This is a genomic window from Alteracholeplasma palmae J233 (assembly GCF_000968055.1).
Classification (GTDB): Bacteria; Bacillota_I; Bacilli_A; order Acholeplasmatales; family Acholeplasmataceae; genus Alteracholeplasma; species Alteracholeplasma palmae.
Genome location: NC_022538.1, coordinates 1,478,413 through 1,502,282 on the forward strand (window position 1 = coordinate 1,478,413; position 23,870 = coordinate 1,502,282).

At 29.6% G+C, this 23,870-nt stretch carries 24 protein-coding genes; 2 read left to right on the forward strand and 22 right to left on the reverse strand.

What is annotated here, in order from left to right; all coding sequences use genetic code 11:
* The 10 genes from BN854_RS06990 to BN854_RS07035 all read right to left on the reverse strand — a co-directional run bounded on the left by BN854_RS06990 (position 1) and on the right by BN854_RS07035 (position 9,198).
* Positions 1–1,122, reverse strand: a complete 1,122-nt coding sequence (locus tag BN854_RS06990) for an FAD:protein FMN transferase (RefSeq protein ID WP_030003831.1) — start codon at positions 1,120–1,122, stop codon at positions 1–3.
* 10 nt (positions 1,123–1,132) lie between these two features.
* The gene (locus BN854_RS06995; RefSeq protein ID WP_030003832.1) at positions 1,133–1,699 is read right to left on the reverse strand and encodes an Rnf-Nqr domain containing protein; all 567 of its coding nucleotides are present in this window, start codon (positions 1,697–1,699) and stop codon (positions 1,133–1,135) included.
* Positions 1,696–2,289, reverse strand: a complete 594-nt coding sequence (locus BN854_RS07000; protein WP_030003833.1) for an Rnf-Nqr domain containing protein — start codon at positions 2,287–2,289, stop codon at positions 1,696–1,698. Before BN854_RS07000 ends, BN854_RS06995 begins: the two co-directional genes overlap by 4 nt.
* Positions 2,286–3,164, reverse strand: coding sequence for a hypothetical protein (locus BN854_RS07005; RefSeq protein WP_030003834.1), 879 nt, complete (start codon positions 3,162–3,164; stop codon positions 2,286–2,288). Before BN854_RS07005 ends, BN854_RS07000 begins: the two co-directional genes overlap by 4 nt.
* A 2-nt stretch (positions 3,165–3,166) precedes the next feature.
* Positions 3,167–4,108, reverse strand: a complete 942-nt coding sequence (locus BN854_RS07010; RefSeq protein ID WP_030003835.1) for a hypothetical protein — start codon at positions 4,106–4,108, stop codon at positions 3,167–3,169.
* Positions 4,105–5,175, reverse strand: a complete 1,071-nt coding sequence (locus BN854_RS07015) for an RnfABCDGE type electron transport complex subunit D (RefSeq protein WP_030003836.1) — start codon at positions 5,173–5,175, stop codon at positions 4,105–4,107. Before BN854_RS07015 ends, BN854_RS07010 begins: the two co-directional genes overlap by 4 nt.
* Position 5,176: 1 nt before the next feature.
* Positions 5,177–6,484 carry an RnfC family protein gene (locus BN854_RS07020; protein WP_030003837.1) on the reverse strand — a complete coding sequence of 436 codons (1,308 nt, stop codon included), beginning with the start codon at positions 6,482–6,484 and terminating at the stop codon, positions 5,177–5,179.
* A gap of 17 nt (positions 6,485–6,501) precedes the next feature.
* A complete protein-coding gene (glyA, locus tag BN854_RS07025; protein ID WP_030003838.1) occupies positions 6,502–7,740 on the reverse strand; it encodes a serine hydroxymethyltransferase in 1,239 nt (412 codons plus the stop codon).
* A 205-nt stretch (positions 7,741–7,945) separates the two neighbouring features.
* Positions 7,946–8,653 (reverse strand): YebC/PmpR family DNA-binding transcriptional regulator, encoded by a 708-nt coding sequence (locus BN854_RS07030; protein WP_030003839.1) that lies wholly within the window; start codon positions 8,651–8,653, stop codon positions 7,946–7,948.
* A gap of 17 nt (positions 8,654–8,670) precedes the next feature.
* Entirely contained in the window at positions 8,671–9,198 is a 528-nt protein-coding gene (locus tag BN854_RS07035) for an inorganic diphosphatase (RefSeq protein ID WP_030003840.1), read from the reverse strand.
* 125 nt (positions 9,199–9,323) lie between these two features.
* On the opposite strand from BN854_RS07035, the gene BN854_RS07040 reads away from it, so the two are divergent.
* A complete protein-coding gene (locus tag BN854_RS07040) occupies positions 9,324–9,740 on the forward strand; it encodes an OsmC family protein (RefSeq protein WP_030003841.1) in 417 nt (138 codons plus the stop codon).
* Positions 9,741–9,858: 118 nt separating this feature from the next.
* Here BN854_RS07040 and BN854_RS07045 read toward each other — a convergent pair whose 3' ends face one another.
* The 11 genes from BN854_RS07045 to dusB all read right to left on the reverse strand — a co-directional run bounded on the left by BN854_RS07045 (position 9,859) and on the right by dusB (position 22,076).
* Positions 9,859–10,641: a hypothetical protein gene (locus BN854_RS07045; protein WP_030003842.1), complete on the reverse strand. Its 783-nt coding sequence runs from the start codon at positions 10,639–10,641 to the stop codon at positions 9,859–9,861.
* On the reverse strand, positions 10,631–11,335 hold the full coding sequence (locus tag BN854_RS07050; protein WP_030003843.1) for an ABC transporter ATP-binding protein: 705 nt from the start codon (positions 11,333–11,335) through the stop codon (positions 10,631–10,633). Before BN854_RS07050 ends, BN854_RS07045 begins: the two co-directional genes overlap by 11 nt.
* 191 nt (positions 11,336–11,526) lie before the next feature.
* A complete protein-coding gene (locus BN854_RS07055; RefSeq protein WP_030003844.1) occupies positions 11,527–12,834 on the reverse strand; it encodes a glycoside hydrolase family 28 protein in 1,308 nt (435 codons plus the stop codon).
* A 96-nt stretch (positions 12,835–12,930) separates the two neighbouring features.
* Entirely contained in the window at positions 12,931–13,767 is an 837-nt protein-coding gene (locus BN854_RS07060; RefSeq protein ID WP_030003845.1) for a bifunctional 5,10-methylenetetrahydrofolate dehydrogenase/5,10-methenyltetrahydrofolate cyclohydrolase, read from the reverse strand.
* On the reverse strand, positions 13,764–15,353 hold the full coding sequence (locus BN854_RS07065) for a formate--tetrahydrofolate ligase (RefSeq protein WP_030003846.1): 1,590 nt from the start codon (positions 15,351–15,353) through the stop codon (positions 13,764–13,766). The genes BN854_RS07060 and BN854_RS07065 overlap by 4 nt, the downstream gene beginning before the upstream one ends.
* 3 nt (positions 15,354–15,356) lie before the next feature.
* Positions 15,357–16,094, reverse strand: a complete 738-nt coding sequence (locus BN854_RS07070; protein ID WP_030003847.1) for an epoxyqueuosine reductase QueH — start codon at positions 16,092–16,094, stop codon at positions 15,357–15,359.
* Positions 16,095–16,372: 278 nt separating this feature from the next.
* Positions 16,373–17,134, reverse strand: coding sequence for a pyruvate formate-lyase-activating protein (gene pflA, locus BN854_RS07075; RefSeq protein ID WP_030003848.1), 762 nt, complete (start codon positions 17,132–17,134; stop codon positions 16,373–16,375).
* Entirely contained in the window at positions 17,121–19,385 is a 2,265-nt protein-coding gene (pflB, locus tag BN854_RS07080; protein WP_030003849.1) for a formate C-acetyltransferase, read from the reverse strand. The genes pflA and pflB overlap by 14 nt, the downstream gene beginning before the upstream one ends.
* Before the next feature lie 298 nt (positions 19,386–19,683).
* Entirely contained in the window at positions 19,684–20,106 is a 423-nt protein-coding gene (locus BN854_RS07085; protein WP_030003850.1) for a hypothetical protein, read from the reverse strand.
* Positions 20,107–20,230: 124 nt separating this feature from the next.
* The gene (locus tag BN854_RS07090) at positions 20,231–21,094 is read right to left on the reverse strand and encodes an alpha/beta fold hydrolase (RefSeq protein ID WP_030003851.1); all 864 of its coding nucleotides are present in this window, start codon (positions 21,092–21,094) and stop codon (positions 20,231–20,233) included.
* Entirely contained in the window at positions 21,081–22,076 is a 996-nt protein-coding gene (gene dusB, locus BN854_RS07095; protein ID WP_030003852.1) for a tRNA dihydrouridine synthase DusB, read from the reverse strand. Before dusB ends, BN854_RS07090 begins: the two co-directional genes overlap by 14 nt.
* 79 nt (positions 22,077–22,155) lie before the next feature.
* On the opposite strand from dusB, the gene hslO reads away from it, so the two are divergent.
* On the forward strand, positions 22,156–23,031 hold the full coding sequence (gene hslO, locus BN854_RS07100) for an Hsp33 family molecular chaperone HslO (protein WP_030003853.1): 876 nt from the start codon (positions 22,156–22,158) through the stop codon (positions 23,029–23,031).
* Positions 23,032–23,196: 165 nt separating this feature from the next.
* On the opposite strand, the gene BN854_RS07105 is transcribed toward hslO, so the two are convergent.
* Positions 23,197–23,751, reverse strand: coding sequence for a Maf family protein (locus BN854_RS07105; RefSeq protein WP_030003854.1), 555 nt, complete (start codon positions 23,749–23,751; stop codon positions 23,197–23,199).
* Between the last annotated feature and the right edge of the window lie 119 nt (positions 23,752–23,870).

Here is a 23,870-nt window from a genome sequence, read left to right on the forward strand (position 1 = left end):
TTATTCTGACCATTTAAATTGATATTTGTCAGTGTTTATGTGAAGTGTTGCTGCCCTTTCATTATTTTCATAATATATGACTTCATACTGGTTTTCTTTAATGAATTTATCCAATACTTCTTTTGGCATATTAAACATAGCAGTTGTTAATGCATCTGCTTTTGCTACATCTTTTGAAATCAAAGTCACTGTATGATAGTAATTAAGTGGCATTTTTTCTTTTGGAGAAACTATGTGATGATATATTTGTTTTTCATCACCTTTAATAAATTCAACAAATTGTTCATGGTTTCCACTGGTTGTAATACCGTTATTCTCTAGTTCAACTGTTCCGTAGTATTCTTTTGTTTTTAAAGGATCTACAAGTCCAATTAAATACTTCTTACTAGTTTTTTTATAATTACTACCCATAATCATTGAACTTGAACCTGCACTAATTAGATAACTGGTAACTTTTTGTTCTTCTAAATATTTTCTAACAAGTTCTAAGGCATAACCTTTAGCGAGTGCACCTAAATCAATTTTAGCGCCTTTTTTAATAGTTAAAAAATATTTACCCTCTGCTTCTTTTATGATTATTGGTCTATTTACTTCTTCTATTTTTTCTATTTCACTTTTTATTTTATTAATTTTATCATTAATTTCTTCTTGTGTTAAATCATTTTTTTCTCTAATCACACTTTTCCATTTATCAATAATATTTCCAAGTGAAATAGAAAAATATTGCACGCCATCAATTACTGTTTCTTGTTCCATTAATAAGCCAAAATAAACTAACTCATATAATTCTTTTTGAACTTCAAAAGTCTCTTCTAAATTATCTGAACTTGCTATTTTGCTATTTATTTTATAAACGTTATTTTCTGATGTTAATTGATATAACGAATTAGAATCTAACTTGATTTTATCTGTTTCATTATCTGCTAAAACATGATAAAAATCAAATGTGTCTTCAATAAACTTATAATGTTTTTCATATGCTTCTTTAATTTCTAAATCTATAGTCACTGAAACTGCAGTGCCCATAGTTGAAAAAGTTCCTCTAAATCTTTCTACTTTTTGACAAGATGACAATATAAAAGAAAGTAAGATGAGTATAATAAGATTGATTTTTTTTGTCATCACACACCCCTTAAAATATTCCTGCAAGACCTCTAAAGGCAACTGCCATTACACCTAATATAATTAAAAGCATTGGTAATCCCTTAATCACTAAACTATCTGGAGCTGTTTTTAGTCTTACTTGAATTGTTGTTAATAATACCATCACACCCATATAACCTAAAAGTGAGCCCAACACAACTGCTAGTGCACTTAAAAATGAGTTTTCTTGATATGACATCAAGGTAATAAATATCACTGCTGAGTTTAATATCATATTAGATATTAACTCCTTATACTGATCCTTATTCTTTTTATTAAGTAAGTACGTAATTAATGCATGTAGCCCTACCATTAACAATACTACTAATAAGTAATTAAAGTATCCTAAGTCAAAAGGTTTTAAACCATATTGATAAATAGGATATGAAACTAGAAAAATAACTAATGTGAATAATGAAACACATCCACTATACTTTAAAACTGGAACAATCCTTGTTTCATCCTTTAAACTGTCTTCTGTCAAAGCTGTTTTAGTTAAAACAACATTTTGATAGAATAAGGCACTCAAAATCGTCGCAATAAATGTAAAAATCATTTTCCTTCACCTTCCTTTTTTGAAAATAAGGCAAATGCAATAGCTGCAACAATCCCAGTTATAATAAAGCCTCCTGAAATATCAACTAATAAACTTATTGCATATTTACTATCAAAAATAGAAATGCTATTTTGAGCAATTAAACTAAATTGGATACTACCTGTTCCAAGCACTTCTCTTAAAAGAGAAACAATTAAAATAACTATAAATGTTAATAAACTTGTTTGTATATTTCTTTTTAAACTTATCATACGATCTGAGACTAATTCTGCATAACCGATCACTACTATATTAATAATGAAAAGTGATAAATAAAGTCCTGAATTTGTAATATCATTAGGTAATACTAATTTTAATAATAACCCAACAATCGTCATTTGCATCGCAACTAATATGATATAAGCATATGTTCTATGCGTGCCTTTTAAATTGTCTTTTAAAAAATAGGCAATAAGGGTTGTCACTATAGAGATAACAAATAAGATAATTGCTGAAATAAGCCCTTTTTCAAAACTTGTTGCGATAAGTAAAATAGGCATCATGCTAAAGAAAACTGCAAAAGTTTGATTCTTTAAATAATCATATTTCATTTTACCACCCCTTGAATCACTTCAATCATTGTTTTAATCAGGGTAGTTGAATTAGTAGCCCCACTTGGTTCTGGTAATTCTAGATCGATGCTTTTTCCAATTAATCCAGATACATACTTATCTGAATGTTCTTTCCAATTGCCACCACTATGTTTGTATAAATCACTTGGCAACAAGGCCTTTTTAATTATTTTGTCACCATCTAAAGCAATTAATAATGTAATGTCTTCATTAGAATTTAAGGCAAGACCATTTGCGGTATATTGATAAACTGTATATTCAGTATTTCCTGTTTTAACCTTTGTGATAACTACATTTTTATCCTTACTAATTTCTCCAACAACTTCATATGTTTCACCTAGAAGTTCTTCAATATAGTTCTTATTTAATCCATAATGGTAATTAATCACTTCTTGAACTGTTTGTTTAACTGTGTTTCTACTCACGCCAATAGTAGTGGCCCCTGCTGCGCCATCAACATACTCAACATTTTCATAATAAATACCTTGGTAATTTTTAAGAATATATTCTCTTACTTGTTTAATATAACTTTGTGTTTGTTCTATTTTATTATCACTTACTAATACTTTATCATTTGTATCAAATGCTACAAATAATTCTATACTACCAAAGCCATTTTTAGTTTCAGTAAAATAGAGTGTACCCAGTTTTTTACCAAACTTTGATTCAACATTTTGTTTGTAAATTAAATTACCTTCTTTAAGATATTCTTTTTCTGATAAAACTACTTTTTGAGAAAATAATTTATCTACTTTTGTCGTGGGCATAAAATTTTGATAAATAACTACTAATAGTACTGAAATTAAAGCCATTAAACCAAATCCAATACATAATTTAATATTTTCTTTTTTCATGATTATTTATCTCCCTCATAGTCTCTTACTTCTCTTATCATATTTAGTAACAATCTTCTCGTATTACCTGGTTCATTTGCTTGTGATGGTGCTGTATCACTGTCTGTAATACTGCTAATGACTTTATTAATAAAGGTCTTAGCATATTCTAAAACACCATCATAATAACCACCCTTAGTATGATGATAATTGTCTAATGGTAGTTCAACTCCTAAGATTTTACCTTCACTATCAAGTAGGATAACTGCTTGAATACTACTAGCTTGACTTCCATCTTCACCAATACCTGATTTTTCTATTGTATAAACTTTACCTTGATTTAAAATAGTTTCTACCTTTTTAATGGTTTTTGTCACATCTGTTTGAGTTTCACTGATAACATAATCATTTGAAAACCATTTTTCATAAGGTTTAACTGCTACTTTTTCTATTCTACTATTCGCATCACTTATATCACGAATGAGACTATCTAATGTATGAATACTGACTGAGGTTGCCCCACTGTTTGCATCCACTAGTTTGTCTAGTTGCTTTCCTTTATAAGCTAAGGCAGCATTTTTAGTATTTTCTTGATACATTGTTTGTTCTAAAATAGTTATTTCTGTTTTGATAATTTTATCGCTCTTATCTGTAATTAAAATAAGTTCTATCCTACCAAAACTGTTTTCTTCTAAAGCTTTAAAATAATATCCAACCACTTTACTTTCGTTTAGCAAAATAGCCTTCGCTTTAATACTTGGCATATCTTTATTATCTATTTTAAGTATATCTAAATCATTGAAAATAAGTTCTTCATTTAAATAGCCTTGAATTTCTTTTTTCATGGTATTTTTTTCTTTAGTAGTTACTAAAGGATTAATAAGAATATAACAAAGAACAGTAATAAGAATGCTTAAAGTGATAATTAGTCCTAAGATAACTAAAGATTTTTTATTTTGACTCATATCACCCATCCTCCTAATACTAGAATAGTTGATATAACAACAACCGCTAATGATACTCCATAACCAATGTAGAATTTTTTAGTATATTTATTAGTTGCCCATTTAGGATAATCTATTAAAGGTACTAAAATATTTCCTATAAGTAAGGCAATCGCAACCCCCTCAGGATACGCACCAAATACTCTAATTAAGAATACTAAAACTCCTATAATCATCCCATAAATCCATCTACCTGGTCTAGTAATTGGCGATGTAACAGGATCTGTTACCATAAAGAACAATCCAAATAATAACCCACCACTAAATATATGATAAACAATAAACTCTAACCAATAATTTTCTTGAATGATAAAAGCGGCTGGGATTAATAAAGCTAGAAAAGCTAATGTTGCAGATAAAATCGGTCTATAATCTGCAGATCTTCTTATAAGTAAATACACACCACCTATAAGTATTGCAATACTATTAATCTCGCCCATAGCACCAGGAATGTTTCCTATGATCATATCAAGTAAACTATAAGTTTCTAATACCTTGGGAAACTCTAAAGATAAAGCAGTTGCCCCACTCACAGCATCTATTGCTGAATATGCACTTGTTGCAAAGAGCGCAGTTAAAGCAAAACCAGCAAATAGTCTACCGAATGCTGCAGGGTTTAAAAGATTATTGCCTAAACCACCAAAAAACATTTTAGCAACAAATATTGCAAAAAAGGATGCAATCACAATGACATAAAATGAAATTTTATCTGGTAATAATAATCCTAAAATAAGTCCTGTAACAGCTGGTGCAGTTATATTATTAATGGTATATGTTTCCCATCTTTTTTTAACTTTATCTAAAAAACTTTTCCCCTCTACTCTTTTAAATAATAAAATATAGGTTGCTTCAAATAAAACAGATAGTAAAACTGATACAATCAATCTTGTTAAAGCACTCATTCCACTTTTATAAATAGCAAATACAACAACCGGTACTAAAGCAATTAAAACATCCACCATCATTCTTTTAGTACTTGTGTCTTTTCTAATATATGGACTTGTTTGATTTGTTATACGAACATTCATTTTACTGTCCCCCTGTTTTAAGTAAGGCTTTACCTTTTCTCATGTAGTCAGTTAAATGAATTTTAGAAGGACATACAAAAGAACATAACCCGCATTCAATACATTTATTGACTGCTAAATCAACTAAAAAACCAGTATCTTTTCTTTTAAAAGCATTCATAATTTGTACTGGTTGAATTTCAACAGGACATGAATATACACAAGACGCACAATGAATACAAGGTTCTTCTTCTCTTACTACTTCATTATTAATAATTAAACTTGTCATTGTATGTGTTAAAACTAGGTCACTTGAAGAAACGCTTGTTCCCATCATTGGACCTCCAACTATTAATGTCTTATTAAGATCTAAATCTTTGTATCCACCAGCAAGTTCTAAAAGTTCTTCTATCGAAGTACCAATTCTTACTCTAAAGTTTTTATTATGTGCACCATCGCCACTAATAGTAAAGAATCTTTCTAAGACTGGTAATCTTTTTTTTACGGCATGATATAAACTTACTAAAGTTGAAACATTAAAGTTAATAATGCCATATTCAGAAGTAATCTTACCTTGTGGTATTTTTATACCTGTAGCACTTTTAATTGTTTCTAGTTCCCATCCTTGTGGGTAGTAATTCCCTACAAGTTTAACCTTTAAATCATATTGTGGGAAATCTTTAATAGCAAAACTTAATCTAGCTTCTAATTCTTTATTCTTTTCTTTAATAGCAATAATACCTTTTTTGGCACCTACTGCTTTCATAGAATATATAAGCCCTAGAATCATTTCTTCAGGATGGCGCATTAATATTTCATAGTCACTAATTAAATTAGGTTCACACTCAACACCATTAGCAACCACAATATCCACTGGATGTTTAGCATTCAGTTTAATATAAGTAGGAAAACCACTTCCACCTAATCCAACTAATCCTGAATTTTTAGCAATATCTATAAAATCTTGTTTAGTAAGATTCATAATTTCTTCATCTGTTCTATCATAGATAGATTCATGAAGTTCATATTTCTTATCATTTTTAACAATTAAGCAATCTACTAAACGTCCACTTTGATCCATTTTCTTTTCATATCCCATAATTTCACCGCTTGCGGTTGCATGTATAGGTTGTTCAAAAAACGCACCTTTTCTAACTCCAATTTCTTCCCCAACTTTGACAAACTGTCCCATAATAACACAAGTTTCCCCTTCTGGACATCTTTGATTAGTAATTGGATAGTATAAATAATCAGCATCCAGGTAATGCAAAATAGGTAGTTTTTTCAATACCTTTTTTCCATCAGGAATTTCCCTAGTTTTTTGTATCATAGGCACCTCCTTATTTTTTATTTATATAAAGGAAATTGACTTGTTAATCTAAGTACTTCCTTTTTAATCTCTAATAATTTTTCTAAATCATCTCTATTATTTAAAGCATCATCTATTAAATGTGCAATCACTCTAAACTCTTCTTCTTTAAATCCTCTAGTAGTCATAGCAGGGCTACCTAATCTAATACCACTTGTATATGCAGGTTTTTCTGTATCAAAAGGAATGCTATTTTTATTACATGTAATATTGACTTCATGTAAAATATCTTCTGCTTTTTTACCTGTAATATTCAACTTAGATTTAACATCAACCAAAACCATATGATTATCAGTAGTCTTAGAAATAATTCTATATCCTAACTTTGAAAGTTCAGAAGCTAATATCTTAGCATTTTTTTGAACTTGTTGTTGGTATAGATTAAAAGAAGGATCTAATGCTTCTTTAAATGAAACAGCCTTAGCAGCAATCACATGCATTAATGGCCCACCTTGAACACCCGGAAAAACCGCTTTATCTATTTTTTTAGCAATATCTTCCTTGTTTGTTAAAATAATTCCCCCACGAGGACCTCTTAAGGTTTTATGAGTAGTCGATGTAACAACATCAGCATATGGCATTGGTGATGGGTGCAGTTTAGCAGCAACCAGTCCAGCAATGTGTGCCATATCTACAAATAAATAAGCACCTACTTCATCAGCAACTTCTCTAAACTTTTTAAAGTCTATAATTCTAGAATAAGCAGACGCTCCTGCAACTATGACTTTAGGTTTAACTTCTAAAGCTATTTTTCTTAATTCATCATAATCAATTAATTCAGTTTCCTTGTTTAATCCGTATGAGTAAGCTTTATAATTTCTTCCTGAAAAATTAAGTTTATACCCATGTGTTAAATGTCCTCCAGCATCAAGTGACATACCTAAAATGACATCATTAGGCTCTAATAATGCTTGGTATACGGCAGCGTTTGCTTGTGATCCTGAATGAGGTTGTACATTGACATAGTTTGCATCAAAAATTTGTTTCAATCTATTAATCGCAAGTGTTTCAACAACATCTACATTTTCACATCCACCATAATATCTTTTACCTGGATAACCTTCTGCGTATTTATTAGTTAAAACAGATCCTTGGGCTTCTAATACATTTTTTGAAACAAAGTTTTCAGATGCTATTAGTTCTATATGTTCCTCTTGTCTTAATCCTTCTTTTTCTATACTTAAAAATAGTTCATTATCAAATGATTTTAAACTCATCGTATCGCCTCCTAATGTACTTTAATTATAACATAAATCTTTAAGTACACTAAGCAAAATATAAATGTAGAAGTTAGTTATAAATAGAAAGTTCGCTATATGTTAAGATTAATTTATTTGACTATCCCTTTTACATGTATAGTTTTAATTGAATCGTGGATATAAAAATAAAAACTAACCCTTTTCAAGATTAGTTTACTTTATATTATATAACGTTATGATAAACATTTTGAACATCATCTAATTCATCTAACATATTTACTAGACGTTCAAATTTTTGATTTTCATCTTCTTCTGATAAAGTTGCTGTAGTAATTGGTAACCATGTTAATTCTTCTTCTAATATTTCTATTTTAGCATTAGTTAAAACTGTTTTAATTTGATAAAAATCACTTGGTGCCCCATAAATAATAACATTATCTTCTTCTACTTCTACATCGCTTGCGTTGACATCATTTTCTAGTAAAACTTCTAATATTTCATCTTCAGTTCCTACTACTTTAAAGACTGATGCATGTTCAAATTGGTGTAACACTGATCCTGATACCCCTATTTTACCGCCTGTTTTAGTAAAGCAATTTCTAACTTCCGCAATCGTTCTATTCACATTATCTGTTAAACAGTCAACAATAAACATACTATTTCCTGGACCAAAACCTTCATATCTTACTTCATTATAGTTTTCATCACTTCCGCCTTTAGCTTTATCAATAGCTCTTTTAATAACGTCAGCGCTGACTTGTTCTTTCTTAGCCTTTTCAATAATTCTCTTTAAGTTTGCATTTGACTCTGGATCAGGAGTTCCTGATTTTGCGGCCATATAAATTTCTCTTCCGAATTTTGCATAAACTTTACTTTTTGCTGCTGCTGTTTTAGCCATCGCAACTTTTCTAACTTCAAACGCTCTTCCCATTGGTATATCTCTCTTTCTTATTTAAACTTCTTATTATAATTTTCCATAGCATTTTCAATAATCTGGAGTGCCTCATCTTTTCCTTCAATATCTAGAATATAAGTTTTTTTACCTTCAAGTGATTTATACACTTCAAAAAAATGACTCATTTCTGATAATAAATGATGTGGCAAAGATTTTAAATCTTTATATTGTGTCATAGATGGATCCCCTAGAGGTATTGCGATAATTTTTTCATCAACTTCATCTGAATCAATCATCTTTAAAACACCTATTGGATAACATTCTACTAAACTCATTGGTTCAATATCTTCCTGACATAAAACTAAAACATCTAAAGGGTCATTATCACCTGCATATGTTAATGGTATAAATCCATAATTTGCAGGATAGTGTGTAGATGTAAACAACACTCTATCTAAAATAATCATTCCTGTTTCTTTGTCTAATTCATATTTCTTTTTACTACCTTTAGTAATTTCTATACAGGCAATAAATTTGTTTGGGCTTATTCTTTTTGGATTAATATCATGCCAAATATTCATATTAAGACCCTCCTTTGAATTTTGCACTCTTATTTTATCATTTTATTATCAAAATTGCACCTTTTCAATCAAATTTAACCCTTTTTTTTCATTTATTCTTATAATATAAACAAGGAGTGATATCTATGAGTATGTATAAGGCAATTGCCTATAATAAATATGGAACAAATGGTGAAAGTTATACTAAAGATGGTTTAGAAGTAACGCTTGCCCCACTTACAAGTGAAAAAAAAGGAACTAACCCAGAAGAACTATTAGCATTATCTTGGGCAGCATGTTTAAACGCTACAGCCAGAAGCATTTTAAACTTAAGTGGTAAAACTAATAAAATTCATGTACGTGTTGAAGTTGATTTAGAAAAAGATGTTCCCAAAGGACTAATATTTAAACCAGTAGCATATATGGCTGTAGAAGGCTTCACACTTGAAGAAGCTAAGTTTTTGGCAGAAAAAGCACATAAGCATTGCCCGGTTTCAAAACTACTAAGTTTAACACCTGGTGTTACGGTAAATGCTGTTTCCTTTGATGAAATATTTGAATAAATTGATATATAACTTAACAAGGACTAAAATCCTTGTTTTTTATATTTATAGATAAAAAAATAGGCTCTAAGTTAAAAGATTGATATCTAAAAACTTTAAGCCTATTCTATTTAATATATTATTGTAATTCTAATTTCTTATCAATTAAATAACCTGATCCAAAGAATGCCGCTGATGTGTAAAGTACACCAAATATAATTGCATAACCTTTTTGAAGAGTTGTGCTTACCAATATTTGTCCGGTTGCTGTTTGACTTGGCTTGAATAAAGAGCTTCCTAAGAATAAATTAACGGCAGTCACGAGTACAATAAAAATAACTATTTGAACTAATTTTTTCTTATCACCACGATAAGCTGTGTGTGACACTGTAAAGGCAACAAACATTGCCGCAATTAAGTGTAAGAAAGTCATCATTTTTTCTATAACAGCTACCATAATATCAAGGAAGTTTGCTTCTTTAGTTATTCCTAAGACTGCTAATAAGATTTCAAATGCATCGAATGATGCTCCACCTTCTTGTTTATTAGCGATGCCTTGAATCATCAATATAAATACCGCAATAGGTAACATAGAAATAATTGTTGATGCTAAAACCCATAAGAAGTTAGCAATAATACGTGATAAAACTACATCTTTTGTGCTAGCAGGAACAGTGAATAATAAATAACCTGGTTTACCAAACATTCTATCTCCTAATGATTTAGATATATTAACAAACATTAATATAAATAAAGAAAAAACTAAACCCATTGCTATCATAAATGAAAGACCAATACCATTAATGCTTTCATTTGAAATACTTAGTGCCACGAATCCAGTAGCAATCAATACAGCTACAAATATCGGAACATAGTTTCTATAAGATGACTTTAATTCATGTTTAATTAGTTTAAAAAGCATTTCTAAATACCTCCTTGAACGCTTCATTTAAATTCATGTTGTATTCTTCTACTACTTCTTTAGTTGGTTTATGTAAAACAACTTCTCCATATTTTAAGAAGATAACTTCATCAAATAATTCTTCAACATCATAGATTTGGTGAGTAGATAAAATAATTAATGCATCCTTATTATGATTATTTAAAATTGTATCTAAAATGATTTCTCTAACAACAGGGTCTACACCGCCAATTGGTTCATCGAAAATATAAATTTTAGCATCTCTAGATAAAATAAGTGCTAATTGTAATTTTTCTTGATTTCCCTTAGAAAGTTTTTTAATATAAGTACGATCTTGGATTTTAAATTTTTCCATTAAAATATTAAATCTTTCTTGATTAAAGTCCCCGTACATATCACTAAAGTATTTTACTACATCTGTAATTTTCATCCATTTTTCAAAATAGATTTGATCTGGTAAATATGAAATAAGACCTTTTGATAGATTGCTGATTGGATTACCATCAATTAGAACTTCGCCTTCATATTGTTTTAATAGTCCTGTTAGTATTTTAATAATTGTAGTTTTACCTGAACCATTAGGTCCTAATAAACCAACAATTTTACCACTAGTTAATTCTAAGTTAACGCCTTTTAGTGCTTCAACATTGCCATACTTTTTAGTTAGGCCTTTTACTTCAATTAAGTTTTTCACTCCCTATACCTCTTTCTTAAATTTAAAACTATTATATACCTTAAATTATTTTTTGTCAATATAAAATTATAAAATATTATTTTTTATTATTTTAATTATTATCATTGTGCATCCATTGTCATTATATAAAAAAACCCTTTAAATAAGGGATTTCTCATAAAATATTAATTTTCATACGAATTAAAGACCCATTATCTATTATCGTAATCGTCATTCTTTTTATCTGCCTTAGATGAAACTGTAATTTGAGTATCCTTAAATTGGAGTTCTTTTACATAATTAATCACACCGTACTCAGCCACATTTAGATTCATATTCTCAAATACTAAGTTTTTTATAGGAACATCTTTAAACCCCTCTATATGAAATGCTCTACTAATACCTTTATAATTAGGTTCATTTGTTGCTTTAATGTTTTTTATATAGATATTTTCTACAATAGTATTTGAAATACTTGGATCAATTTTTTGTGTTAATACCTTCCAATGCTCTTTTATGTTTCCTTTATAATCCTTAGGTATTTCACAAATACTATAATCCGGGTTCCAATTAAGATAGATATGGAATAGATACTTAACATTAATCATTTCTAGGTTATTAATAAAAATATCTTTTATGTATCCTTTTCTATTAATAGAAGACTTAATTCTAAACCCACAATCTGTCCCATGATATTTTAAGTTTTCAATTTTAATATTATAGATTCCACCTGAAACTTCGCTTCCTAATGTTACCCCAAAACCAGATAAGATTTCACAATTTCTAATTATAATATCATGCGATGGTCTAGCTACTCTAATACCATCATAATCTCTACCTGATTTAATGCATATGCTATCATCATTACAAGATGTTACACAGTTTTCTATTAATACATGACTTGATGAATCTATATCAATACCATCTGTGCTAGGACTATGTAGTTCTGATGATAATATCTTTACACCATCAATATGAATGTGTTCACTATATAAAACATGAACATTCCAAAAACCTGATTTTTTAGAACTAAACTCCTTTAAAACTATATTTTTAGAGTTACTAACAACTACATTTCTCACCCTTAAACAATCATAGTCACATGCCCATCTAAGCCCTTTAGCATCATATTCTTTTCTCATACCACTTTTAGTATCAGATCCCCAATATTTATTCCAAAAATATTCACCTTGTCCATCAATAAACCCATTTCCACTAATAACTACATTTTCCTTATTTTTACAATTAAGAATTCCTGGATACCAATCCATTTCAATACCTGCTACACGCGTTTTTTCTAACTTATAGGCAGTTTCATCAGTTGTCCCTAATAAGGTTGCGTTATCCTCAAAGTGAAACTCCATATCGCTTTCTAAATAAAGTGCTGAGGTTAAATAAACGCCTGTTTCTAAAATAAGTTTTCCTTTAGCTTGCGAAGTTTTTATAATAAGTTCTTGTAATTCTTTGGTAACATCTTTTGTTCCTGTTTTATCAATTAAATGAGTTCTAAAACTTTTCATTTTTACCTGCCTTTTTGCATACGTTATCAATTTACTTTATTATATCATACCAAAAAATAAAATGACCCTTATTAAGGATCATTGATGTTTATATTATTATTTAGTATTTTTACTTTCGTATAGTAAAACTGTATTAAAAAGTAAACTATGAATGGTCATAGGACCTACACCTTTAGGAACTGGTGTAATATAACTTGCGATATCTTTAATTTCATCAAAGTCAGCATCTCCTACTAACTTCTCATCTACCCTATTAATACCTACATCAACTAAAACAACATCTTGTTTCACCATATCTTTGGTAATAAATTTAGGGATACCAATCGCAACCACTAAGATATCAGCTGTTTTTGTAATTTCTTTAATATTCTTAGTTTTACTATGACATATAGTCACTGTCGCATTTCTATCTAATAGCATTTTAGAAATAGGCATACCAACAATATTACTTCTACCTACTACAACCACACTTTTACCTTCAATAGGTATATTATAATAATCAAGAAGTGTCATAATTCCTTTAGGTGTTGCTGGATAAATTGTTTTTCTTTTTTGAAATAACTTACCTTGGTTTACAACATGAAAGCCATCAGGGTCTTTTTCATAAGCGATTAAATCCATTAAGTATTCTTGATCTAAGTGTTTTGGTATAGGAAGTTGTAATAAGATACCATCTACCTTTTCATCTTGATTTAAAGAATTGATTAATCGTTCTACTTCTTCTTGTGAAATATTTTCATCTAGATGATGCAAATTTGTAGTTATTCCTACAAGTGAAGCTGCTTTTTTCTTTCCCTTAACATATGATAAACTCGCTGGATTATTACCTATAAGAATAATATCTAATTGCGGCTTAACATCAAAACTATCTACTTTATTTTTAAGTTTCAAATTAAGTTCTTCTGAAACCATTTTTCCATCTAATAATATCATATAACTTCACCTTCTTTATTGATATGAAAATCGAGTACTCTTGGTGTTTTATTTAATCCTGGCATAACATTTATTCCCTTTGTTAAAGGAATAATAAGCTCTGCCCCATTACTTAATTTAATATCTGATATATGTAATATAAAATCTTTTGGGCGTGCTTTTAATAAAGGATCACCGCTTAGTGATAAAGGTGTTTTTGCCATACAGATAGGATACTTCATTTCTTTAAAAAGTTCTAACTTTCTTAATGCTCTTTTAGAGTATGTCACTTCTTTTGCCCCATAGATATTTTTAGCAATGATATTAATTTTAATATCTATATCTAAATTTACATCATATAATTCTTTAAATTTCTTATTTGAGGTTCCCTCTAATTTTTTTACAACTAAATTAGCAAGATCAACTGCGCCTTTTCCACCTAAATCGTAACCATCAGAAATTTCAATTTCATGACCGTTTCTTTTAGCCCATTTAAGTAATGCCTCTTTTTCATCTTTATCATCATTTGTATATAAATTAAGAGCAATCACATAATCTAGATTGTAACTTTTAATGTTTTCAAGATGTTTTTCTAAATTAGAAACACCTTTTAATAAAGCTTCGATATTTTTTAATTGTAAATTTTCTTCTAAAACTCCACCATGAAGTTTAAGTGCCTTAAGCGTTACAACCATCACAACCAAATCGGCATTTTTACCTAATACAGGTACTTTAATATCTAAGAATTTTTCCATACCAAGGTCAGCACCAAAGCCTGCCTCAGTAATAACATAATCACCTAGTTTTAATGCCATTTGGCTTGCGATAATAGAACTACAGCCATGAGCAATATTCGCAAACGGTCCTGCATGCACAAATGCTAAAGCTTTTTCTGTTGTTAAAACTAAATTAGGCTTTATAGCATCTTTTAAAAGCATTGTTAAAGCATCTTCTATTTTTAAATCACTTACTTTAATAAATTGATCATTTTCATTTATACCGATGATAATATTGGAGATTCTAGTTTTTAAATCATCTAGATTTTTTGATAAAGCAAGAATTGCCATAAGCTCTGAAGCTGCAGTTATGACAAAACTACTCTTTCCCGCTTTAGTTTCAACTTCTCTTAAACTTCTATCATTCACATCAAGTGCTCTTGGCCACATTACTTCTTTGATATGTAGTTCATTGCCAAAATAAATATGATTATCAATAAATGCACTTAACAAATTATGAGCAGAAGTTAAAGCATGAATGTCTCCTGTAAAATGTAAATCAATATCTAGTGATGGCTCAATACTACTTTTACCAGCACCGGTTGCTCCACCTTTTAAGCCAAATACGGGTCCCATACTAGGTTCTCTTAAAGCTAAAATAGCATTTTTATTAATTTGCTTCATCCCTTGTGCAAGACTAATTGAAGTAGTTGTTTTTCCTTCACCTGCTGATGTTGGATTGATTGAGGTAACTAAAATAAGCTTTCCATCTTTCTTATCTTTTAATCTGTCTAATAAAGAAAGTTCTACTTTAAACTTATCTTTTCCATAAGCAATAAGTTCATCGTCTATAATATTTGCTTGGCTCAAAATAATTTCTTTAGTATTCATATATTATACCTCTTTCTTTTTATTAAACTCTTCTAAAAATTGAATCGCTTCACGTCTAGTTTCTTTTAAATCAATGCCTTGATCTAAAGCCGCAAACACACAGCCACAATAACATTGTCTATAAATATCATAGATATTGCATAGTTCTACTGATCTTTTATATCCACCACGTTTTTTAAAATCTGTTGGTAAATAGGAAACATCATAAATTTTTTGAACATCAAATCCTATAGCATTGATTACTTGACTATTCTTATGTGGTGATAATGTAATAGCACTACCAAAATAATCATATCCTAATTCTACTGCTTTTTTCGCAACTCTATCTAATCTCATCTCAAAACAGAAACTACAACGTGCTCCGCCTTCTTTTTCTTCTTCTAATTTTTTACTATAAACATCTTTAATAAAGTTTTGAGGTTGATACTCATCTTCTATATATAAAACATTTGTATGATTCTCTAAGTTAAATTTTTTAATAAATTCTTCTTGAACTAATGCTCTTTTTTGATATTCTTCTTTAGGATGTATATTCGAGTTAGAAAAGTATATAGTAATATCTGCATACTTAGTCATTTCTTCTAATACATATGTGCTACAAGGTGCACAACAAGAATGTAATATAATTTTAGGCTTAACATTGTTTTTTTGCCATTGCTTGATAACATCTAATAGTATTTGGTCATAATTAATTTTTTGATCTTTATTATATTTTTTTAAAATTTCATCTATTTCAAACATCTATTATCATATCCTTTATTCATTCTTATTATATTATACGTTTTTTATCTACTTTAATCAATTTTAGTTGTGTATTTAAAATAAAAAAAGAGTTAGCCCTACTACTAACTCCTTCGAATCGTCTATTCCCTAGATACTACTTATTGGTTCCCTAAATCAATGATGAAATATCTTCATATCGCATCATATTTTATAGATTAATTAATCTATGCTTAAATTATATAGATTTGTTCACATATTTAGTAGGGCAAAACTGTCCTATAATATAAAAAACCAGATCATTTTTGATCTGGTTGCATATATTTATAATCTTTTTTTAATATTGTTTCTGCATGCTTAACTAATTCTTTTGATGGTTCTGGTGTATCTGGTAATGGATACTCTAACCCCATCTTTTCCCATTTCATTCTTCCTTTAGTATGATACGGTAAAATATCAATACCAACAATATTTGATAGTCCATCTAAAAAACTTCTCAAGTCTGTTAAATCTTTATCATCACTATTGATTTCAGGTAATAAAACGTGTCTTATCACTGTAGGTTTTTTAATTTCATCTAAATATTTGGCACATTCTAATATTTGGATATTTGGTGATTTTGTTAACCAAATATGTTTTTCGTTGTCAATATGTTTGATGTCTAATAAGACCAAATCAGTATATTTCATTAATTCATCATAAACTGGTCTCATTTTTTGTGAAAATACACCTGCTGCAGTATCTAAACATGTATGAATATCTCTTTTTTTAGCTTCCTTGAATAACTCAATTAAAAAAGGAAGTTGAAGGGTTGCTTCACCGCCACTGACGGTCAAGCCACCCTTCTTATAGAAATGTTTATATTTATTATAATCATTTAAAACTTCATCTACACTCATTAACTTGTTAGTTTTTGTACTCCAAGTATCACGATTGTGACAAAACTTACATTGTAATGGACAGCCTTGTAAGAATAATACATATCTTAAACCTGGTCCATCAAATGCTCCTAGCGTTTCAATAGAGTGAACGTTTCCTAATTTTAAATTAGAATTGTTCATGGAAGGTACGACTCATAACTTCACGTTTTTGTTCATCTGTTAAGCTTGAGAAGTTTACTGCGTATCCTGAAACACGGATTGTTAAGTTTGGATATAATTCTGGATTGTCATAAGCTTTCTTTAATGTTTCACGTGTAAATACGTTAACATTTAAGTGATATCCACCTGATGTGAAATATCCATCCATTAAGTTTACTAAGTTAGGAACTTGAACTTCTGTTTCAATATTAAATGAATCAGCGATTTCAATGTTTTTACCTAATGCTTGAGGAATAATTGTAAATGTATTTGAAATACCATCTTGACAACTTTCACAAGGGATTTTAGCAACGCTTAATAATGATTTTAAAGCTCCTGTTTTATCTCTACCGTGCATTGGGTTTGCACCTGGTGCGAATGCTTGACCAGCACGACGTCCATCTGGAGTATTACCTGTATTCTTACCATATACTACGTTTGAAGTAATTGTAAGAACACTCATTGATGGAATTGAATTTCTATAAGTATATTGTTGTCTAATCTTGTTCATAAATGTTTCAACTAATTCAACAGCTAATTGGTCAACACGATCATCGTTATTTCCATAAGTTGGGAAATCTCCATCAATTGTGAAGTCAGTAATTAAACCTCTTTCATCATAGATAGGTGATACTTTAGCATATTTAATAGCTGATAATGAGTCAGCAACTACTGATAATCCAGCAACACCAGTTGCGAAGTTACGTTTAACTTCAACATCATGTAAAGCCATTTGTAGTCTTTCATAAGCATATTTATCATGCATATAGTGAATAATGTTTAATGCATTTACATAAACTTCTGCTAACTCATCCATAGTTTTATCGAAACGAGCCATAACTGTATCATAATCTAATACATCAGCTTTTAAAACATCTTGTTTAGTTTTTTCGAATACTTGGTCTCCACTTACTTCATCGCGTCCACCATTTAATGCATATAATAATGCTTTAGCTAAGTTAGCACGAGCACCAAAGAATTGCATTTCTTTACCAACAGTCATTGGTGAAACACAACATGCGATAGCATAGTCATCACCATGAACTGGTCTCATTTGTTCATCATTTTCATATTGGATACTTGATGTATCAATACTTACTTTTGCACAGAATTCTTTGAAGTTTTGAGGTAATCTATCTGACCATAAAACTGTTAAGTTTGGTTCTGCTGAAGTTCCTAAATTATATAATGTATGTAGGTAACGGAATGAGTTTTTAGTTACTAATGAACGTCCATCTAAATTCATACCTGCAATACTTTCAGTTACCCATGTTGGGTCTCCTGTAAATAAATCATTATATTCTGGAGTTCTAGCAAAACGAACCATACGTAATTTCATAATGAAATGATCAATAAATTCTTGAGCTTGAGTTTCAGTAATTAAACCTTTGTCTAAGTCTCTTTGGATATAAATATCTAAGAATGTTGAAGTACGTCCTAATGACATAGCTGCACCATTTTGTTCTTTAACTGCAGCTAAGTATCCTAAGTATAACCATTGGATTGCTTCTTGAGCATTTTCAGCTGGTCTTGCAATATCAAATCCGTATTCTTTTCCTAATTCGATTAATGCTTGTAAAGCTCTAATTTGTTCAGAAAGTTCTTCTCTTGTACGAATTTTATCTTCAACCATTGGGAAAGTGATTGCTGCTAATTCTTGTTTACGAGCTTTAATTAAATAATCAACCCCGTATAATGCAATTCTTCTGTAGTCACCAATAATACGTCCACGGCCATATCCATCAGGTAATCCTGTTACGATATGAGATTTACGAGCACGTCTGATTTCTGGTGTATAAGCATCAAAAACACCTTGGTTATGAGTCTTACGGTAATCTGTGAATAATTTAACTGTTTCTTCTGGAACTGTATATCCATAAGCTGCAGCTGCTTTAACAGCAATTGAAATACCACCAAATGGGTGGAATGCACGTTTGAATGGAGCATCTGTTTGTAACCCAACAATTTTTTCAATATCTTTTAAAATGTATCCAGCTTTGTGAGAAGTGATTGTTGATGGTACTACAGTATCCATATCAATAACTCCACCTTTTTCTTTTTCTTCTTTTAAGAAATTGTGGAACATTTCATTTAGTGTTTTACTATCTTCTGTTGCTCCTGCTAAAAATGAAGCATCACCTAAATATTCGCTATAGTTCTTATCGATAAAATCGCGAACATCAACCTTGGTCATCCATTGACCATCTTTAAAACCGTTCCATGCATTTGACATGTTTTGTTCCTCCTAAGTATTAAATTAACATCATCGGTTGTTATGCCTATATTATAGTCTTCAATGATTAAATATGCACTATTTTCTATAAATGAAAACGTTTTACCAAAAAAACATTGGTTTTATAAAGCAAATCTCTTGAAATTGTGTGAATATTTCTATTTTTTTTAGTCTCCAACTATTTTAAAGGTATATTATGATAAACTTTTTATTATTATAATATATTTATTTAACCCTTTTTATAATAAAAAAATGATATCTAAAGAAGTATTTGACTACTTTTAGATATCATTATATTTTATATGTCTTTAATTCTAAGTTTTAGCAAGATACCTAATGTGATCACCACTGTAAATAATGCAAACATCGGCACCATACTCATTAATATATTCTCATTCATTATAAAATTACCGTTGCCTAAAAACATCAAAGGAATTAAAAAAAACATTAGAACTCCTGTGTAGACTAAAGCAACCCCTAAAACAACCCAGTTAATAAATCTTATTAACTTTTCATTCATTACAATCAAACTCATATAAATCTGAATAGATAAATATACCCCCAATAAGACAACACTTGGAATAAATAATCCAACACTGACTATACCAATGACCATTTCAGATGGTTCTAACATAATTTGAAGTGCTGTAATAAATAAAATAACATTATAAAAAATAAACACCCCTAAAAAACAGTTACTCACTTTTTTCAATAGATTCATTGAATACCCCCTTATATTTAGTTAAATCTATTATAACATAATTTTTTAAATAGCAAATCTATTAAAAGTAATCGCTTTCTTTTTTAATAATAAAAAAACTCAAGGATAACCTTGAGCTTAATCTTTACTTTATTTCTGATAAAAATTCTAAAACTATTTCAACTAATTTATTAGATTCTAATACTAAAACAAATTTTTCAACATCTAAAGCAACTGTTTTAGGATTAGGAAGAATGTCTAAAAGTGCATTATCCATCGACTGACCACCCATAGCTCTTTCTTCAAAATCATATATAAATAATACTTTATGATCTAAATAACTAAAGTCTTCTTTTGAAAAGGGTGCTCCGTTTAAAAAATTCTTTAAAAGTAACATCAATTGCTTTTCATCTTCTTCTGTATAGTCAATCATCATATATGTATATAAATCGATTGCATCTTCTATATAAGCATAGTTCACTTGTCTTAAGACTTCTTCAATTTGATAAATTTGGGCCATTTTAATATTTTCTAATGGAATTTGTTTTCTAAGTTCTGTTAACTGATTAATCACTTCTAAGATTTCATTTTTAGTTTCAATTGCATCAGTTTCCATCATATTAGTGTGAGTAAAAGTTTGATATACCATTAAACTTTTTGTTTTATCAGGATATTTTTTAGCAAAATATTGAGCAATAACTCCACCAATACTAATACCTAATAAATGTACTTTATCTATTTTTAATTCTTCTATTAGTTGATTTAAATCATCAACGATTTGTTCAATAAACTCATATTCATTTTGATGATTAAAAACTAAAACACTATAGTTTTCCTTAAGTTTTTCAATAGTCTTAAAATAAGCATTGGCTCCAAGTAAATTATTGCCTAACAAAGCCAAAATAACTTCTTTTCCATTACCTATTAAATTATATTTTAAAGTAGTTTTTTCTGATTGTTTTACTTGACTACTTAAAATAAAATCTTGATACTCTTTAATGTAATTCATCATTTTCCTCTTTCAGATTATTAAAAAACTCATCTAAGTGTGAAACAACTTCATCTCTAGTTAAACTTCTACTTAGTTTAGCTCTAAGATCACTTGAATTATGTAGTCCTTTAATATACCAAGGACCATGACTTCTCATTTCAAGGATTGCTGTTTTCTCACCTTTTAACTTAATCAAATCATCCATATGTTTGATCATTAAATTCTTAATTTCTTCTGGCTTGACTTCAATTTTTTCTTCACCATTAAAATAAGACATGATATCTCTAAAAACCCAAGGATTACCTAGTGCTGCTCTCCCAATCATAACAGCATCACAACCTGTATAATCTAACATGCGCTTAGCACTTTCACCATCTACAATATCACCATTTCCAATAACCGGAATTTTAACAGCTTCTTTTACAGCCTTAATCACATCAAGGTCTGCTTTTCCACTATAACCTTGAGCTCTTGTTCTAGCATGAACAGTAATCGCGCTTGCCCCTGCTGCCTCTATCTTTTTAGCTACTTCAACAGCATTGATACTTTCACTGTCCCAACCACTTCTGATTTTAACAGTAATCGGTTTTTTAACTCTTTTTACTATTTCTGAAACAATTTCATATATTTTATCAGGATCTTTCATTAAAGATGCTCCTGCTTGTGCTTTAATAGCAACCTTTGGGACTGGGCAACCCATATTAATATCAATAGCATCACAATTACTATGTGCTTCTACATATAAAGCAGCCTCAACCATTGTTTCTAAGTCAGAACCAAAAATTTGTTGAATCATTGGCTTTTCTTCATCAGTCATATATAACAATTCTACTGTTTTATCATTATTAAAATGGATTCCTTTATCAGAAACCATTTCTGCAAAAACTAGCCCTGCACCAAATTGTCTAGCAAGCAATCTAAAAGGATTATTAGATACACCAGCCATTGGGGCTAATACTATTTTATTATTAACTTCTATATTTCCTATTTTAAATGACATTTTTTTCACCTTTGTTATTGTATCATATGATATAAAATCTTGCAATCATGCTACAATAATACATGAAATGAGGTATTTTATGAAAGATTATACACTAATAGCAACCGCTTATAATAAAGAAGCACGTATTTATGCTGCTACTTCTACTAATTTAGTCCAAGAAGCACATGAAATACATAAAACTTGGCCAACAGCTAGTGCTGCCCTAGGTCGTTTTTTAACCGCATCTGCCATGATGAGTTTAATGTATAAAGATGATGAACATCTTACTTTAAAAATTGAAGGCGAAGGCCCTTTAAAATACTTGCTTGCTGAAGCTCACAATGGAATCGTTAGAGGAGATATCGGAAATCCTGAAGTTTACCTAAAGTATCACAGTGGACCCAAAGCAGGAAAACTTAATGTAGGTATGGCAGTTGGTGCAGGTTTATTAACTGTTACCAAAGACTTAAACATGAGACAACCTTTCACTTCTTCAACCCCTCTTGTCAGTGGTGAAATAGGAGATGATTTTACTTATTATTTTACAACTAGTGAACAAACACCTTCTGCAGTAGGCGTTGGTGTATTAGTTAATGTAGATAATTCTATTTTAGTGAGTGGCGGTTTTATCGTTCAACTTCTACCAAGTGCTAGTGAACAAACTATTTCTTCTTTAGAAAAAGCCTTAACAAAGATTTCTTCTGTAACAGATTTAATGCAAGAAGGTAAAAAGCCAGAAGATCTTATTCATATTTTAGCTAGTGGGACTGAAGAAATCTTAGACAAAAGAGAAATTAAATATCACTGTCCTTGCTCAAAAGAAGGTTTTGCTAGTTCATTAAGTTATCTTGATAATAAAACACTTGAAGAACTTATCCATGAAGATCATGGAGCTGAAATCAATTGTCATTTTTGTGGAAAAAAATACCACTTTAGTGAAAATGATTTAAAAGATATTATCAATAACAAATAATTTTATTCCCTAAGATATCATATCTAGGGAATTTTTATTTAAGTTTCATTTAAGTCTTTTTTAATGGTTTTATTTTATACTATATACGTTCCATCCAAAAAGTAATACCCTCTCCTTTTGAAAGTAAAGGTTTGTGCATTTGCACAAACCTTAAACTTTATCTTATTAAATTGTTTTGAGGGTTTGTAAGACTTCTTTTAAAGGTAGACCAATAATAGTAAATAAATCTCCTTCATGTCTTTCTATTAATTTACTACCAATTCCTTGAATAGCATATGAACCTGCTTTATCCATTGGTTCTTTTGAAGCAATATACTCTGTTATTTCAAAGTCTGTTAATTCTTTAAAATAAACGCTTGCTACTGATGTGAATACTTTCTCAATTCCCTTTTTTAAAATAGCTACTCCTGTGATGACTTGGTGTTTTTTACCAGAAAGTTTTTTTAACATTCTAAAAGCATCTTCTTCATCAATAGGTTTTTCTAATACTTCATTTTCTAGAACAACAACCGTATCAGCACCAATAACAGTATCTTCTTGATTTTTTTCTAAGACATCGCTTGCTTTTTTATAAGCTAGTTCTGATACATACTTTTTAGGGTCTGTTTTATCTAAATGAACACTTTTTTCATCAAAATCAGGACTAACTATCTTGAATGAAACACCGGCTTCTTCTAGTAATTGTTTTCTTCTAGGTGATTGACTTGCTAATATAATCATGTAGTAAGCCTCCTTTATACGGGGACTATTATATCATAATATAGAGTTTGTCTATGACTTTATTTTCATTTTAAGTCTTTAAATATTTAAAAAAAACCATCAATGAAACATAAAATTAT